This window comes from Pedobacter sp. CFBP9032, from assembly GCF_034045265.1.
Classification (GTDB): domain Bacteria; phylum Bacteroidota; class Bacteroidia; order Sphingobacteriales; family Sphingobacteriaceae; genus Pedobacter.
This window is the reverse complement of sequence record NZ_JAXCWE010000001.1, coordinates 614,285-630,292: the sequence shown is the minus strand read 5'-3', so window position 1 is coordinate 630,292 and position 16,008 is coordinate 614,285. Positions and strand designations below refer to the sequence as shown.

General features: G+C 35.6%; 19 protein-coding genes and 2 tRNA genes. 8 read left to right on the top strand and 13 right to left on the bottom strand.

All coding sequences use genetic code 11. The features are described 5' to 3' along the window. Positions 1 to 272 precede the first annotated feature (272 nt). The 11 genes from SOM16_RS02635 to SOM16_RS02590 form a co-directional block, all read right to left on the bottom strand. A complete protein-coding gene (locus SOM16_RS02635) occupies positions 273 to 803 on the bottom strand; it encodes an AAA family ATPase (RefSeq protein WP_320462430.1) in 531 nt (176 codons plus the stop codon). Positions 804 to 812: 9 nt separating this feature from the next. Beyond that, positions 813 to 1,328: a hypothetical protein gene (locus tag SOM16_RS02630; RefSeq protein WP_320462429.1), complete on the bottom strand. Its 516-nt coding sequence runs from the start codon at positions 1,326 to 1,328 to the stop codon at positions 813 to 815. After that, on the bottom strand, positions 1,300 to 2,583 hold the full coding sequence (locus SOM16_RS02625; protein WP_320462428.1) for a hypothetical protein: 1,284 nt from the start codon (positions 2,581 to 2,583) through the stop codon (positions 1,300 to 1,302). Before SOM16_RS02625 ends, SOM16_RS02630 begins: the two co-directional genes overlap by 29 nt. Positions 2,584 to 2,593: 10 nt before the next feature. Continuing rightward, a complete protein-coding gene (locus SOM16_RS02620; protein ID WP_320462427.1) occupies positions 2,594 to 3,583 on the bottom strand; it encodes a radical SAM protein in 990 nt (329 codons plus the stop codon). After that, entirely contained in the window at positions 3,570 to 4,214 is a 645-nt protein-coding gene (locus SOM16_RS02615) for a DUF4186 family protein (RefSeq protein WP_320462426.1), read from the bottom strand. The genes SOM16_RS02620 and SOM16_RS02615 overlap by 14 nt, the downstream gene beginning before the upstream one ends. A gap of 10 nt (positions 4,215 to 4,224) precedes the next feature. Continuing rightward, on the bottom strand, positions 4,225 to 5,724 hold the full coding sequence (locus tag SOM16_RS02610) for a helix-turn-helix transcriptional regulator (protein WP_320462425.1): 1,500 nt from the start codon (positions 5,722 to 5,724) through the stop codon (positions 4,225 to 4,227). A 1-nt stretch (position 5,725) separates the two neighbouring features. Then, entirely contained in the window at positions 5,726 to 5,953 is a 228-nt protein-coding gene (locus SOM16_RS23205) for a DUF4160 domain-containing protein (protein ID WP_414692241.1), read from the bottom strand. A gap of 655 nt (positions 5,954 to 6,608) precedes the next feature. Beyond that, positions 6,609 to 6,682: transfer RNA gene (locus SOM16_RS02605), tRNA-Asp, on the bottom strand. Between the two features lie 175 nt (positions 6,683 to 6,857). After that, positions 6,858 to 6,942 (bottom strand) — tRNA-Ser (locus SOM16_RS02600). Between the two features lie 202 nt (positions 6,943 to 7,144). Continuing rightward, a complete protein-coding gene (gene pyk, locus SOM16_RS02595; RefSeq protein WP_320462424.1) occupies positions 7,145 to 8,575 on the bottom strand; it encodes a pyruvate kinase in 1,431 nt (476 codons plus the stop codon). A 150-nt stretch (positions 8,576 to 8,725) separates the two neighbouring features. Then, entirely contained in the window at positions 8,726 to 9,145 is a 420-nt protein-coding gene (locus SOM16_RS02590; RefSeq protein WP_320462423.1) for an IPExxxVDY family protein, read from the bottom strand. Between the two features lie 157 nt (positions 9,146 to 9,302). Between SOM16_RS02590 and SOM16_RS02585 the strand changes: the two genes are divergently transcribed. From SOM16_RS02585 to rnc, 3 genes are all read left to right on the top strand, one after another. Then, entirely contained in the window at positions 9,303 to 9,539 is a 237-nt protein-coding gene (locus SOM16_RS02585; RefSeq protein WP_008508386.1) for an acyl carrier protein, read from the top strand. Between the two features lie 21 nt (positions 9,540 to 9,560). Continuing rightward, complete coding sequence (fabF, locus tag SOM16_RS02580; protein ID WP_320462422.1) at positions 9,561 to 10,814, top strand: beta-ketoacyl-ACP synthase II; 1,254 nt, start codon at positions 9,561 to 9,563, stop codon at positions 10,812 to 10,814. Positions 10,815 to 10,908: 94 nt separating this feature from the next. Next, entirely contained in the window at positions 10,909 to 11,637 is a 729-nt protein-coding gene (gene rnc / locus SOM16_RS02575) for a ribonuclease III (protein WP_320462421.1), read from the top strand. Here rnc and SOM16_RS02570 read toward each other — a convergent pair. Together SOM16_RS02570 and SOM16_RS02565 are read right to left on the bottom strand one after the other, a co-directional pair. After that, positions 11,630 to 12,349 carry a hypothetical protein gene (locus SOM16_RS02570; protein ID WP_320462420.1) on the bottom strand — a complete coding sequence of 240 codons (720 nt, stop codon included), beginning with the start codon at positions 12,347 to 12,349 and terminating at the stop codon, positions 11,630 to 11,632. The genes rnc and SOM16_RS02570 overlap by 8 nt on opposite strands. 19 nt (positions 12,350 to 12,368) lie before the next feature. Continuing rightward, on the bottom strand, positions 12,369 to 13,076 hold the full coding sequence (locus SOM16_RS02565; protein WP_320462419.1) for a hypothetical protein: 708 nt from the start codon (positions 13,074 to 13,076) through the stop codon (positions 12,369 to 12,371). 171 nt (positions 13,077 to 13,247) lie between these two features. On the opposite strand from SOM16_RS02565, the gene SOM16_RS02560 reads away from it, so the two are divergent. From SOM16_RS02560 to nadD, 5 genes are all read left to right on the top strand, one after another. Next, complete coding sequence (locus SOM16_RS02560; RefSeq protein WP_320462418.1) at positions 13,248 to 14,111, top strand: YicC/YloC family endoribonuclease; 864 nt, start codon at positions 13,248 to 13,250, stop codon at positions 14,109 to 14,111. 70 nt (positions 14,112 to 14,181) lie between these two features. Next, positions 14,182 to 14,751: a guanylate kinase gene (gmk, locus tag SOM16_RS02555; protein ID WP_320462417.1), complete on the top strand. Its 570-nt coding sequence runs from the start codon at positions 14,182 to 14,184 to the stop codon at positions 14,749 to 14,751. A gap of 33 nt (positions 14,752 to 14,784) precedes the next feature. Next, positions 14,785 to 14,991, top strand: a complete 207-nt coding sequence (locus SOM16_RS02550) for a type II toxin-antitoxin system VapB family antitoxin (RefSeq protein ID WP_320462416.1) — start codon at positions 14,785 to 14,787, stop codon at positions 14,989 to 14,991. Between the two features lies 1 nt (position 14,992). Continuing rightward, on the top strand, positions 14,993 to 15,376 hold the full coding sequence (locus SOM16_RS02545; protein WP_320462415.1) for a type II toxin-antitoxin system VapC family toxin: 384 nt from the start codon (positions 14,993 to 14,995) through the stop codon (positions 15,374 to 15,376). Positions 15,377 to 15,380: 4 nt separating this feature from the next. Further along, positions 15,381 to 15,953 carry a nicotinate (nicotinamide) nucleotide adenylyltransferase gene (gene nadD, locus SOM16_RS02540; RefSeq protein ID WP_320462671.1) on the top strand — a complete coding sequence of 191 codons (573 nt, stop codon included), beginning with the start codon at positions 15,381 to 15,383 and terminating at the stop codon, positions 15,951 to 15,953. The last annotated feature ends 55 nt before the right edge of the window (positions 15,954 to 16,008 follow it).

The window sequence follows — 16,008 nt, the reverse complement described above, 5'->3', positions numbered from 1 at the left end:
CGGAATGGACGGGGCTACAATCGAACCCTTAGCTCCTCTTTTATTGCTTTTAAACGACCTTGGAAAAATTCAATTAACTGATAATGAATTAAATGGCGATTTACTCTATCCTTCAGCCAGAGAGCATGGGTCATCAAAATCTGTTAAGAAATTAAAAAAGCGAGGACCCAAAATCTAAATTTGTGTTCTAAAAAAATAGTGAACGGGTAATTATCGAACAAATCCGTAATGCAAGATTTTTTAAGTCAATCAATGATTGAGTCACATCCCTGCTATAAATGTGATAATTCTTTATAAAGCTGGCTTCTGCTTTCGTCCGTCACCGTTAGATGAAAATTGCATCTATCTTTCAATAATGGAATCTCCTGTTCAACCTTGTGGGCATTCGCATTGTCGAAAGATTCCATAGTTTTAATAGAATCACTTTCTTTATTTCTAAAGATGAATCTCTCATAACGGATTGCATCTGGTGTATCACAGAAAATGAAGTAATGGCTATTGAAAGAATTTACTATTGCATTTTGAATGGAAAGATGACGGACACCTTCAATAATAATTTTGTCTTCAACTGGAGCAGAATATTGAATGACATTTTGAAGGAATTTTTCAGCATCTTGTTTTATGAATTTTTCACCCAGATCCTGCAAATCTGCCCTCTCAGTAGAGAGATTATTTTCTCTAGAGTAATTTACAAGGTACTTGCCAAACGAGACAATAGGAATATCTAATTTTTTACTTATTTCGCTTGCAAGATAAGATTTCCCCGAACTAATTTGCCCTATAATACAGATGACGTTTTTCATATTATCATGTTAACTGAATAGAGTTCCATTTAAAGTTGATCTGATTACAACCCATGATGTTCTATCTTTCTTTTCAGATTTAATTCCAGAAAAAGCCACGAGTTCTGAAATCCATAGTAAGGTGAGAAATTTAGCACTTTTTTTTTGGTTTAAAAAATCTGGGTCTTTATCCCATTGAATTTGTTTTCCCCAATTGGCGTTTAGTTCACTGATTTTTTCGATCTTCAGATTTGAATAATAATTTACCAATGAAACTCTGAATAAACCACAGATATCTCCACCTGAATTTTTTATAAGAACTATGTCATTTGGTAGCACCTTTCCATAAGGGGTGATTTTGTTGACTGAAAAGCGCGACTCAATTGTTTTGTCACCAGAAAAAAGCAATGATACAAAAGGTTCGGAGAAGATGGCCAGGTGTACATTCACGGACGCGTTCGCAATATCATCAAGAATAGATTGGGGGATTTCTAGTGCTGATGCAGAAGAAATAAGATCAATGAGTAGTTTCTCTTTCCATTTCATAATAGAGCCAATCAATAAAGTCGTTAAATTCCTTTTTCTCTAAGTTGGTAATCATTTGAAGAAACCCATTAACTGTTTCCAATTCACTCGCTTCAAATAATGACTCTTTTCCAGCTTGAGCAGCGTCGTAAATACTTAGAAATTTATAAGTGTCGTTCGTCCAAAAAATTCTATTTCCTGATGTCCATATATTTGCTTCTCTTCGCCTTTCATCTCTTGAACTAATGGTGGGCAATATATCACCGTGTACGATAGATTCAATTTTAAGATTTTCGGTTGTATCAACGGATTTAGGATCTTTTTTTACTCGCAATCTGACCCCTTCTATATTTATTTCTGTCCAATTTTCTTGATTTAACAATAAAGCTGGCCTTTCCTCGTTGGTATCAATCAGCTTTTTAAAAATCACAAAATCCCCTTTTCTCCAAAAAGGAAGAATGTCCGTTACTCCTGCTGCTCTGAACGCATTAAACTCAAAGAAAGGCATAGAATATTGAAGCTGGTTGGGCTGTAAAGTTTCAATGCATAACCCCAGCTTTAGGCAATATGAAAACCACTCTATCCTTTCCTCCATTATTGAGGGTCTTGTATTAATTGGTGGAATACTGATAGCGACAGTTCCTCCGATTTTAATACTCTTTGCCGCCAACCACATAAATTGTTTAAAATGAGGTGTATACCATGGCGGATCCATAACAACCAGGGATTGAATACCTATTTTGTTAGGTTCTATGGTGAAGATATCCTCTTGAAGAATCTTGAATCGCTTTTTTTCGATCACCAACCTCTTTAGACCTGCAACTATTGGTTCGTTTCTTTCAATCAGAGTAACCATATTGGGTATATCTCTTTCTATGGCAGTTGCAAATAGTGTAGGCATGCCAAGGAATAAGATATTGTCGTTTGGCCCGGTCAACTGAATTGCCTTGGTTATTAAGTTATTTAAGCTTTTGGTAGTGTTTCTCCACTCGAAATCTAATGGATGAGGTGTTTTAAGAAAATCGAAATAGCCCATGTACTGTTGAAGATAGTGCTTTGCCTCTTCTTGGTACAAACTCAAAGTTGTGGATATGGGTATTTTTTTTATCACCCAAAAGTCATCGATATGCTGAATTACGTTTTCTGCCTCCAGCGATTCCAGAAATTTTATCGTTTCAGTGGGCTCCAAACCAGATAAATTATTGCTGATATATTCAAATGTCCTTGGCTGCCGACAAAGCTTAAGTACTATGGATTTAACGTATTCATGGTGCATAGGAGGGAATTTAGATCATATAAATCGGAGTTTGTTTTTGTTCATGTGTAAACCTACGATCAATTTCTTTTTGCCAGATTTCTATTGCCTTTTCTTGTCCTAATAGTAACTCAGTCTGGTCAACAGATGTTCTATCTTTCATCGGAGTGAATGTAAATATTTTTAGAGGGACAATTCGAAGAGGAAACTCATTTTTTATTTTTTGTATTCGATCAAGGAACTTTGGAATTGAGGTCTCAGGTTGAGTTCGCTTGTCCGCAGTCAGAGTTATATAAGCATACATATCTATATTTGTTGCTGCAAAGCGTTGAAACAACTCTAATTGGCGATGAAACAAGCTTCCATCAGCTTGAGTATTTACTTCGAATGAAATTTCATCAACACCTTTGAAACAACATACTTTAGAGTACATTTCGTAGGATTCAATGTCTGATATCTGTTCATCACTTAAATACTTCCAAAAGAAGTCATTACTAAGGTTATCATCTGACCAAAGGAACACCTCCTTCTCCAAGCCTTTTTTTTGTAAAGCTGCCATCATCCATGGAATCCACTCAGGAGTCAAATCTGGCTGTCCACCAGATAAGTCTATCATTGAAGGCCGGTCTTCATTGGATAGATACATATCGACCAATTCATCGCAGTGTAGAAATGATGAATATTTTTTCGACCCGCTTAACAGCTTAAAATCAACGAAGCAATACCAGCACCTCCAGTTGCATATTGAGTTCTGAAAAACTTGAGCACTAATTTCATTGGCTTTATCTTTACCTAACTTGTGTAAAGCCGGAACAATTGGCAATGGGTTCGCAGGCCAATCGCTTGAATTTTTCATTTTGAAATGTCTAATTCTCCCAAAGCCATCGCAGTTAGCGGGTTCAGTTAGATCTTTTTCTTGATCCGACCCGGAAAAATTGGTAATTGATATTTTTTGATTAGAGGTGTCAATTCCTTTTAATCTAAGCTTTTCTGAAATGTCATCAGTATCAATTATATTCATTTTCAAGAATTTTTACAGCCTCATCTTCGCTTAAAGATTCGTCAGAGATTTGAGGAACACGTTCCTCAACATATTTCATTACCAGAGAAACACAAAATTCTTTTTGAGCGTCGGTTAAATTTTCTTCCATAGGTATGTTATGCCATGCTTCAAGACACTTTCTGCAGCACGTCGCAGTAGCGTGTTGCGCATAGTTGACTATGATCTCTTCCCCCATTGGAGTTTGTCGACCATCCATAAAGGAGTTATACTTACCGATTCTTTGAGTGATGAGCTTGTGCGCATGAGTTCGAACGCCTGCCTTACCTTTTTTGAGTGCGTCTAAAATAGCTTCGTTTTCCATGGGCGTGTGCCAAAAGACATGTCGAATTATTTCTGTTTCTAACTGCTGAAAGGTAAAATTGGAATCATTAATATCATTTTTATGTACACGTTCCCAGTCAATCAAATCAACACCACATTCTCTGCATACCCTTTCTTTTCCATGTTTTCTAATTGTTGACTTCTTTTGGCTGTAGCAATGAAAACCGTCTTCACATTTTGTTGTACCACAAACAATGTCTTCAATTTTAAGATCATCGACATTTATATCTTCGGGAACAACTCTCAAAAATTTTTTTCGTTTATTCATCTTCTGTGTTTTATTGGAGTGCTGAAGTTAATATATTTCTGTCTGTGATATTCATAGCGGTTAGAGATATTTTCTCCTTCAATTTTCTAGCCGCTACTACAAAGGGAGCATCCTCGTGACGTTCAAAGCTCTTAGCAGTTGCCCACCAGTTAGTGTGATTGTTTTGTAATCTAAACGCTAGATTATTAGCTAAAAATTCAGGGTTTATTGAGTGTTTCTCACTTACTGTTAAAACAGCTTTTTTAAAAAATTCAATTTGGTAATTAGCAGTCTCTAACACTTCTCTAACCACGCGCTCTGAGTTTTGTCCAAAAACTACCTGATTCGCAAAACTGTTAGCTTCTCTTTCTTCCTGTGACTCATTGTTGTCATATGGATCCATCTCAGAAAGTTCAAGTATGCTGGTACCTGCCTCTTCTAGATGAACAAAAACATGATAAACTTCGTGTAGCAGATCGAATATCCACCTGGCATGTGATTGTGATTTCTGTTTCAAAACAATGACGTGTTTGTCTCGGATGTTCCAGGAGGCACCATGAAATATTCCGGGATCATTCAATGGGACAACTGCGATTCCGAGGTCCCAAACATAATCAAGCAAATACTCTAAATTTAACTCAGAATAATTATTGAAGAAAACTTCTTTAAATTCATTTACATCTCCTGGATATTCAAATTTTGGTTGACTATTATTACTGCTACTAACAACTTCGGCTAAGTAATACGCATAATGCGAATATGCCCTCAATTGACTTAGGTTGCCTCGTTTAGGCGTTTTGAAATAGGCTAAATCTGCTGGTGCAGGAGATAAAAATAAATCCTCCGCGTAAAAGCCTCCACTATTTTCAAGCTTGAAGACCCGGCTTAAATAAGTAATTATTTCCTTTAAGAGGAGAATCGGCAAAGGCGACTTAGTATCGGATATTCTTTCAATAATATCCTTAGGAATTATTTTCTTTAGTATAGGGAAACCCACGCCAATTTTCGACATTCGGGAACTTAAATCCATTAAACTTAATTCCGACTGGGGTGAGACTTCAAGCGTTGCTAAGTCTTTCAACCCATAGCCCATCGCAGCTAGAATTTTTCTTAATGTGGCAAAACTAAGGTCGGTATGACCGTTTTCGATTCTACTTATAGTTTGCGCAGTTAAACCTGCTCTTGACGCTAAATCTGACGACTTTATATTTTTGTTTTCGCGTAATGACTTGATTTTAATTCCAATGGATTTCGCTGATTCCTCTGCTTTTCTAGCCATTGCATTTGCAAAATTCGAATCAGTAACTATCCGAATTTTATCCCAAGGGATCACATGCCGATTTTTACCGATTAATGTAATTGTATAATCGTCGAAAGTCAATTGACTAATAGCTTCTTCTTCTCTTGAAGGAAATAAATTTGAATGAAGTAGACTAATTCGGTCACCATTGTAAAAAGTAACGTCAACGGTTTTCTCGTTAAGTTGAGCGTTAATTATTTTCTGATACTCTAAAGTATTCCAGTTCTCCATTTTATTCTAAATGTTTTTTCGGATTATAATGATCAAAAGTGTCACATAAATCATCCAGTTTTTCTAGAAGTAGATCAAGTGCCTCTTTAGTTAATTTAGGCCCGCTCAAAATCTCTAGAGTTGGCAGAATAACTCTCGTTTCCACCTTATTTATTATTACATGACAGTGTGGAGGTGGATGGTCATTTGCATATATGAAAATTTTCACTTTACTATCACCAAAGTTCATAACAAGATTTCAGTTAACATAAATGTTAATAAATCGAAGTTAGCAATCATATTTGTTAACTGCAAATAAAATTATAGCGCATTAAACGGGTGAATGCAAAATACCAAGACGTTCTATGAAGATCAAGTTTGGCAGGGCAGAGGTAATTAATTTTATGCGGCAGATACGAGCTCTATTTTGTATTCGACTTCGTCATCGCCTCACTTGATACCGTTTTAGTAATGTCTACAGTATGGTAATTACAATATCCGAAGATTATCCAGATGTAGCGGAAGGCTTTGCTCATGCGTTTTAAATATTCAAGATCGATATTGAGTATTGAATAGCGCCAATGAAAAAATGCAGAGCTAAAAGGAAGAATAAGTCCGAAAATCACAAATCTTCCCTCACTGGCACAGAAGAGAAACTAATCGAGTTGATCGCCCAGATCATAGTGGATATAACCTTTAGGCAGGTTGAGGAACAAAATAAAAAAGACTTATCAAAGTAAATTAGAATAATGAACGGGACTCGAAACCCGATCAATATGTAAGTAGTTGATTTTAAAAAAATTACAAAATAATCCTTTGAATAGAAATTGAAAAGTACAGGATTTTAAAAAAAAAAGTAACCATCTAAATATCAAGCATTTAGATGGTTACTTTTTGTGTTTCTGCGGAATGGACGGGACTCGAACCCGCGACCTCCTGCGTGACAGGCAGGCATTCTAACCAGCTGAACTACCACTCCGTTTTTGCTGTTTTATTTAGAATTTATTCTCTTTCGAGGATGCAAACATAGAAACTAAATCTCGTTTATTCGCATAACAAACCATTTTTTTAGTCATATTTTCATAACTCATTGATTGCTATTGTATATAATTTCTAAACAACGATTTGCCAGATAAAAAACTGACTGTGTAATGCGGAGAGGGCGGGATTCGAACCCGCGGTACCTTGCAGTACACACGCTTTCCAAGCGTGCTCGATCGACCACTCTGACACCTCTCCTGTAGTGGATTGCAAAAATATAGTTTTTATTGACATTTACATCAATATTTTAAGAATCAAAATCACTATTATTTTAGCTTATTAAATGAAAAGCTCATCTGCATGGGCCTTAAACTTTATAAGCTAAAATAAACCTTAAAATCAGAGGCAAAAAAAACGCCTTGCAAAACAAGGCGTTTAATCTATATTTATTGGTGATCAATTAATCAATCACAGTGATTTTTAACATGTTCGTTTTGCCCTTTGCATCAATTGGAATTGCGGCAGTATTAATAATAATATCACCTTGTTTAACCAGTTTCTTGCTTTTTAAGAATTCATTAACCTCAATGATGGTATTGTCTGTACTTTCCCACTTATCGTAGTAGAAACCCCTAACACCCCAAAGTAAGCTTACTGCGTTTAACAAAGATCTGTTACTAGTAAAAATGAATGTTAATGCTTCTGGTCTGTGGCTTGAAATTTCAAATGCAGTGTAACCGCTTAAAGTCATTGATACAATTCCAACAGCATTAGTTTGTTTAGCTAAGAAACAAGCTGAATCGCAAATCGCGTCACTTAAGAAAGATGGAGATTTTGGTTTTAAAAACTTATCCGGATTAAAAGGATAATTGTTTTGTTCGATGTTTTGAATAATTTTCTGCATCGTTTCGATTACGATTAATGGAAATTCTCCAACCGAAGTTTCCCCACTTAACATCACCGCATCAGCACCATCCAAAACCGAGTTAGCCACATCATTTACTTCCGCACGCGTAGGGCGAGGAGTAGTGATCATGCTTTCTAACATCTGTGTAGCCACAATTACAGGTTTAGAAGCCGCTCTACATTTAGCAACAATCATTTTCTGTAATAATGGAACTTCTTCCATCGGACATTCCACACCTAAATCACCACGTGCAACCATAATACCATCAGAAACAGCAATAATTTCGTCGATATTGGCAATCGCTTCTGGTTTCTCAATTTTAGCAATTACACGGGCTGTTTTACCACGTTCAGCAATGATTTTTTTAAGCTCGATAATATCATCTGCTTTACGAACAAATGATAAACCAATCCACTCCACATCGTTTTCCAGAACAAATTCTAAATTCTCCCGATCTTCTGGAGTTAATGATGGAATGGAAACTTTTGTATTAGGAAGGTTTACGCCTTTTCTTGAAGTTAAAATACCTCCATGAACAATTTCGCAAACTACTTCATCTTTTAAATTGGTAGAAATAACTTTCATTTGCAGCTTGCCATCATCCAAAAGGATAATTTCGCCAGCCTGTACATCCTGAGGAAAACTTTGGTAAGTAATGTAAATACGCTCCTCATTGCCAATACATTCGTTAGTAGTAATAACAGTAGTTTTACCGTTAATAAGATTAATACCACCTTCTTTTACTAAACCAATACGAATTTTTGGACCTTGTAAATCGGCAAGGATACCAACATTATAGTCATATTTTTTGTTTAGATCTTTGATAGTATCTAGTACCGCCTGGTGATCTGCTTGCGATCCATGTGAAAAATTTAGACGGCAAACATCCAAACCAGCGTTAAACATACTATATAATACATCTGGTTTTGCTGATGCAGGCCCAAGGGTGGCAACAATTTTAGTTCTCGAATGAAAAGGTTTCATTTAATTAATTGATTTTAACAATGCAGTTAATTGTAGCGCTAATTATTATCAAAAATAATTAAACTGCATTAAGTTTTATATATTTTGTTTTTTGTTTCGTCGTTTATAACCATCAAATATAGTGTATTTAATACACCAAGTATATAATTTTTATATTACCAAATTCTCTTTACTCTTGAGTTTGGTTGGGTCTATTTTTGCAGCCACCTGAATATCAGGCAGTTTGTTAAGTCCGTTTATTAAATAATTCAAATCTTCCTGATCAATAAATTCTTTTATGATGATAAAAAAATCAACATTTCCCATCTCCGGAACGAGCAGTCCGTCGCTGCTTCTGTTGCTGATTAGATAGTATTCTATCTCGCCTTGCTCAACAAAAAAGTAATATTTAGAGAAAGACCAGGCTGGTTCATCGACGTTAAAAAATATTTCATGGTCCTCAATTTTTTCAAATTGAGTATTCAAACGCGTATTAATTTTGTGGCATAGTACGTAGTCTTTCAGGGGTGCTGTAATCGCAATGAGTATAAAATCAAGGTCTAAGGTTAATTTCAGGTAAGTTCTGTTCAAATCGAAATAAATTATTTACAGAACGAAATTAAAAAACTAATTCTATATTCGCTTGTTATTTCAGAGCCAAATTACGGCAGTGAAATAAAAACATTTGAAAATTGTAAGAATTTATTTTTCTTTGCACAGAATTATTTAACCATTAAATTATAAAATTATGTCTGATATTGCTTCAAGAGTTAAGGCTATTATCGTAGAAAAACTAGGTGTTGACGAAAGCGAAGTTACGCCAGAGGCTTCATTCACCAACGATTTGGGTGCAGATTCTTTAGATACCGTAGAATTGATTATGGAATTTGAAAAAGAATTTAATGTAGCTATTCCTGATGATCAGGCTGAAACCATCGGTACAGTTGGTCAAGCAATTGCTTATTTGGAAAAAAACGTTAAATAGAATTACGCTTTTTCAGTATAAATGGAATTAAAAAGAGTAGTAGTAACAGGGTTGGGTGCGCTCACTCCTATAGGCAATAATGTTCCCGAGTTTTGGGAAGGATTGACTAACGGGGTGAGTGGCGCTGCTCCTATTAAAGGTTTTGATACTGAAAAGTTCAAAACTAAATTCGCATGTGAGGTGAAAAACTTTAATCCTGAAGATTTTTTGGAGAAAAAGGAAGCCCGCAAACTTGATCCGTTTGTACAATATGCTTTAGTAGCTACAGATGAGGCAGTGAAGGACGGTGGTTTTGATTTTGAAAAATTAGATACCAACAGAATCGGCGTAATCTGGGGTGCTGGCATAGGTGGATTGAAAACTTTTCTTGATGAAATATCAAATTTCGCCAAGGGAGATGGTACGCCAAGATACAATCCATTTTTTATTCCTAAGATGATTATTGATATTGCTCCAGGGCATATCTCTATCAAATATGGCTTACGTGGGCCAAATTTTGCAACTGTTTCAGCATGTGCTTCTTCAACCAATGCAATGATTGATGCATTTAACTATATCCGTTTGGGTATGGCTGATGTAATTATCAGTGGTGGTTCTGAAGCCATTATCAATGAAGCAGGAATGGGTGGTTTTAATGCCATGCATGCATTATCTACACGTAATGATGATCCGGCTACAGCTTCCCGTCCGTTCGATAAAGACCGTGATGGATTTGTTGCAGGAGAGGGTGCAGGTACAATTATTTTGGAAGAACTGGAACATGCCAAAGCAAGAGGTGCAAAAATTTATGCAGAACTTGTAGGTGGAGGAATGAGTGCTGATGCTAATCACATCACGGCGCCACATCCCGAAGGTTTAGGTGCCAGGATGGTAATGACCAATGCACTGAAAGATGCAGGAATGACAACCGCGGATATAGATTATATCAATGTTCATGGTACTTCTACACCACTTGGTGATATTAGTGAAACCAAAGCCATCGGAACCTTATTTGGTGAAGATGCTTATCGCTTAAATATTAGTTCCACCAAATCAATGACAGGCCATCTTTTAGGTGCTGCGGGTGCTATAGAAGCTATTGCTGCAATTCTTGCTGTGAAAAATGATATTGTTCCTCCAACAATTAATCACTTTACAGATGATCCTGCTTTTGATCCGAAATTAAATTTTACTTTCAATAAAGCTCAAAAACGTGAAGTTAGAGCGGCATTAAGTAATACTTTTGGTTTTGGTGGTCACAATGCTTCCGTTATTTTCAAAAAATACGAAGATTAATTAAAGCAGCGTTGCTATATAATTTTGTATGCTAACTAAAAATAGATAACTTAGTTCAATATGCTCATTTGCCGTTAATTGTGTTATTTGTTTAATGCCGATATTTAAATTATATAAACTTTATCTTTCTCCCGAAAAGGAGTTTGTTAAAAAGCTGAGAAATATTTTAGGCTTTGTGCCGGGCAATGTAACGCTTTATAAAATGGCGTTCAGGCATCGTTCTGTAGCAAAAGTTCTTAAAAATGGAAGCAGAAGCAGCAACGAACGTCTGGAATTTCTCGGTGATGCGGTATTGGGTTCAGTAATTGCAGAATTGCTTTTTAAACATTATCCTTACAAGGAAGAAGGTTTTCTAACCGAAATGCGCTCCAAAATTGTAAATCGTGCAAATCTTAACCAGTTGGCTAAAAAGATTGGTTTTGATAAGATGATTCAATTCGATCAAAGGTCTGTAAGTATTCAAACTAAACATAACTCTATGTTAGGTGATGCTTTTGAAGCCATTATCGGAGCCATTTATATTGATAAGGGTTATAACTTTACGAAAGAATTCTTACTACGGAGGATTGTTAAGCCGCATATTGATATTCATACTTTAGAGCTTACCGAAACCAATTTTAAAAGTAAACTCATCGAATGGTGTCAGCGCCATGGCAAGGATGTGATGTTCGAACTGGTTCAGAATGGCGAAGGTGAAAGTGCTAAGCTTTTTACCATTAGCGCATTGGTTGAAGGGGAGAAGTTCGGTACAGGCAGAGATTATAATAAGAAAAACGCTGAGAAGCTAGCCGCCGAGAAAGCCTGTGAAGCTTTATCTATTTAATTGGATTTAAATCATTTGCCTTTATAGGTGTCTCTTCGAACTTTTTTGCAGATTCTTTAATGTATTTGATGTAATCATAAACATTCCAGTGTTGTGCTTTTTCAAAATCAGGGCGGTAATTTAGCATGAAGGTTTCCAGATCTTTTCCCCTTAAATCAGTATTCTTCTGAATAATGGTGCCATTAAAGTATTGATCAATTTGTGTCTGCTTTAATTCATTATCTGCATAACGGTTAAATCGACGGGCATTTTTCGGATCCTTTCCTACTAAATTATACAATCCATTCAGTGGGTTAAAAATCGAAGATAAAACGGAAGATTTACCGCCATTATAAACACCTTTATTTTTAAAATCTCGTTTAAGATCTTCTAAATCTTGTTTTTTTGTACTACCAACAATGGTTACTTCATCAAGCATGGTGCTATTTCTGACTAAGTAAATCAGAATGTCCTGGCTTCCTTTTACTACAATTTGCTGATCATTAAGATTTCTCTTCGTAATTAGAAGGGTATCACCCACATTGGCTCTTATTTGAAAGAAGCCCAGATCATTGCTGCCAACACCGAGTTGTGTTCGCTGGTTAGTAATTTCGGCAAGTGCTACTCTTAAATTAGTCCCTTTTTCAAAAACTACTCCTTTTATAATCAACTCTTGCGCTTTAACCAGGTTCCCGGTAAATAAGAACAAAAGGAGTAGTAGTGGTAATTTCAAAGACTTTATTAAATTTATATTATTCACGTTTTAAGGTATCAAGGTAAAAAGTAGCCGATTTTCTAATATAACCAGCTGCATCATAGGTATTCCAATTTTTTATTTGCTCATGTTTTGGCCTAAAGTCCACCATAAATTTCTCTAACGCTTTTCCCGTTAGGTTGGTATGTGCCTTAACCAGACTTAGATTAAAGAGCCTGTCTACCTCCACCTCCTGCTCTTCTTCATCTAAATGCCGATCAAAACGTTTTGCATTTCTTCTTTCTGATCCAAAAAGCTCCATTATTCCTGCAATTGGATAACGGAAATAATGAAGTGGATTTCTCTTCTTGCCGTAAAAGTAAGTTTTCTTACGGTGTTCTAGTCTAACAGCTAATAAGTTTTCTTGTTTGTTTTCGGCCTTAATTATTACGTCTTCTAAAATCATGTCGGCTCTGATCAGGTTAATCACCATATCTCTTTCGCTGGAGACAACAGCAAATTGATCTTGAAAATGCCGTTTAAAAAACCATAAAGTATCACCAACTTTCGCCTTTATCTGGAAAAACCCCATATCATTGCTGCCAACGGTAACATGATTATTGGTATCGGTTACCAAGGCCAGTGCGATGCGGATCGATGTTCCTTTTTCTAAAATAACACCCTTTGCGGCAATATTCTGTGCGCTGCTTTTTCCAATCGTAAGCAGAAAAAACAAGATAGATAAGACCGCTAACTGTGTTTTCATCTTTTGAAGGCATTTTAGGTAAAATTAATAATTGTTCATCTTTCCAGTTGTTAAATAACGTTAAGGTGTAGGTGTATTTTTTATTGGAGACTATTTTTAATAAATCTTAAACCTAAAAGTGCATCTGCAAACTCTAAAGTAATTTTTCTATCTTTGCGCATGATAAAATCCATGACAGGATACGGCTTAGCAACAGCCGATTATGCTAATGCAAAATATAGTGTCGAAATCAAATCGCTCAATAGCAAATTCCTTGAGCTAAACTTAAAATATCCAAAAGCTTTTTCTGATAAAGAATTGATTCTGCGTAATGTATGTAGTAAAGACATCGAACGCGGAAAAGTAAGTTTAAGCATTAATATAGAACGCGCCAATGGCGAGGTTACAGGTGCCACTATAAATGCAGCTTTATTAAGTCATTACTACAATCAATTAATTGCTGTTAACACGGAATTAGGCGCAAACAGTACTAACCTTTTGCAAACCGCTTTAACTTTTCCTGATGTAATTTCTTACAAAGAAGAGAGTGTAAGTGAAGATGAATGGAACCATTTATATCAACTATTCACTTCGGCTTTAGGCAATTTCAATAATTTCAGGGCTGATGAAGGTGCTGTTTTGAAAGCAGATCTAGAGCTCAGAATTACTAATATTTTAGGTTATTTTAAATCTGTTGAAGAATTAGAGCCTAGAAGAATTACTGCCATTAGAGATAAATTTGCACAGTTTTTAGACGATGCTGTAGGCAAGGTAAATATCGATCAAAACCGTTTTGAACAGGAACTGATCTATTATATTGATAAAATAGACATCACAGAGGAAAAAACGAGATTGAAAAGTCACTGTGATTATTTTCTCCAAACCCTGGCCAGCAAAGAAGCTAATGGCAAGAAATTAGGTTTCATTTCTCAGGAAATTGGTCGGGAGATCAATACTATGGGTGCTAAGGCAAACGATGCGCAAATGCAGCAGTTTGTAGTAGGCATGAAAGAAGAATTAGAAAAAATTAAAGAACAATTACTGAACGTACTATAAAAAGCTCAAAGCAAAAAGTTCCAAAGATTAGAGCTTTGGGCTTTTTGTTTTAGTCTTTAAGCTTAACAAAATGAAACAAGGTAAATTAATCATATTTTCAGCGCCATCGGGAGCAGGTAAAACAACAATTGTACATCATCTGTTGAAGAAATTTCCGCAATTGAGTTTTTCAATTTCAGCTACAACGAGGGAATCAAGGGGCGATGAAACCCATGAAAATGATTATTATTTCATTACCAAAGAAGAATTTTTACATAAAGTTGCACATCAGGAATTCGTAGAATTTGAAGAAGTATATAACGGAACTTTTTATGGCACTTTGCGTTCGGAAATTGAACGCATTTGGGAAAATAACCAGCACGTTATTTTTGATATTGATGTAGAGGGCGGAATTCGTTTAAAAAGGAAATATGAAGAAGATGCTTTGGCTATTTTTGTTCAGCCACCATCTTTAGAGGTTTTAAAGGAACGCTTAAGTGGTAGAGGAACAGATAGTCAGGAAAAACTTCAGGAACGTTTTATCAAAGCCGAGAAAGAGTTGCTTTATGCTGATAAATTTGATGTAATCTTAAAAAACTTTGATTTAGCCACGGCCTGTGCAGAAGCAGAGCGATTGGTTCAAGAATTTTTGGAAAAGTAAGTTTTTTAGAATGGACAAAATCGTTATCTTTATATGATGAGTGATTTCCAATTATATAGTCAGATATCATCCTTGCCTTTAGAAATGAAGAAGCAGGTTTCTGAATTTATTGCCTCTTTAAAGAAAAAGTCTACTGTAGAAAAAAAAAATAAAGAAAGACAATTTGGCTACGCTAAAGGTTTTTTTAAAATGGCCGATGATTTTGATGAGCCTTTAGAGGATTTCAAAGAATACATGTAGAATGCCATTTCTTTTAGATACTCATACTTTCATTTGGTTTATCAATGGCGATACGTCTTTGCCGGATAAAGTAATTGACAAAATCAGAAACCTAGATAACCAATGCTTTATAAGCATTGCAAGTATTTGGGAAATAGCCATTAAAGCCAAGCTTAACAAACTTTCAATTGTTTCAAGCTTTGATAAAATAGTAGAATTTTTAGAAGAAAATCAAATTGAGATTTTACCAATAACATTTGAAAATATTTTAACGTTGAACAAGTTAGAATTTCATCATCGGGATCCATTCGATAGAATTATAATTGCTCAGGGCATTTCTGAGGAACTAACAATATTAACGAAAGATCAAAACTTCAAACTATATGGAGTCAATATTTTCTGGTAAATCTATGAAAACTGGTCTTTTCTTCGGTTCTTACAACCCAATCCATACCGGACATTTAGTGATAGCCAATTATATGGCCAATCATACCGAACTTGATGAGGTGTGGCTGGTGGTTTCTCCTCATAATCCTTTAAAGGAGAAAAGTGGACTAGCCAATATGTATGATCGATTGGAAATGGCTAACCTGGCTACCGAAAATACAGAGCACATACGTGTTAGTGATATTGAATTTACTTTACCCAAACCGTCTTACACTATAGATACTTTAACTCATCTGCACGAAAAATTTCCCTCTAAGCAATTTGTATTGATAATGGGGGCTGATAACCTTGTTTCTTTTAAAAAGTGGAAAAATTATGAAGTGCTGTTGAAAGACTATCAGATTTATGTTTATCCGCGGCCAGGCGCTGAGGTAAGTGAATGGAAGGATCATCCATCTATCATTTTTACCGACACCCCGCTAATGGAGATTTCATCCACCTTTATTCGTAAATCTATAAAAGAAAATAAAAATGTACAGTTTTTCCTTCCAGATAAAGTGATCAGCTTTATTGATAACAAGGGCATGTACAAGTAATAAAATGTGCATTAAACAAAAAAAGCATCATGGATTTTCATGATGCTTTTTTTGT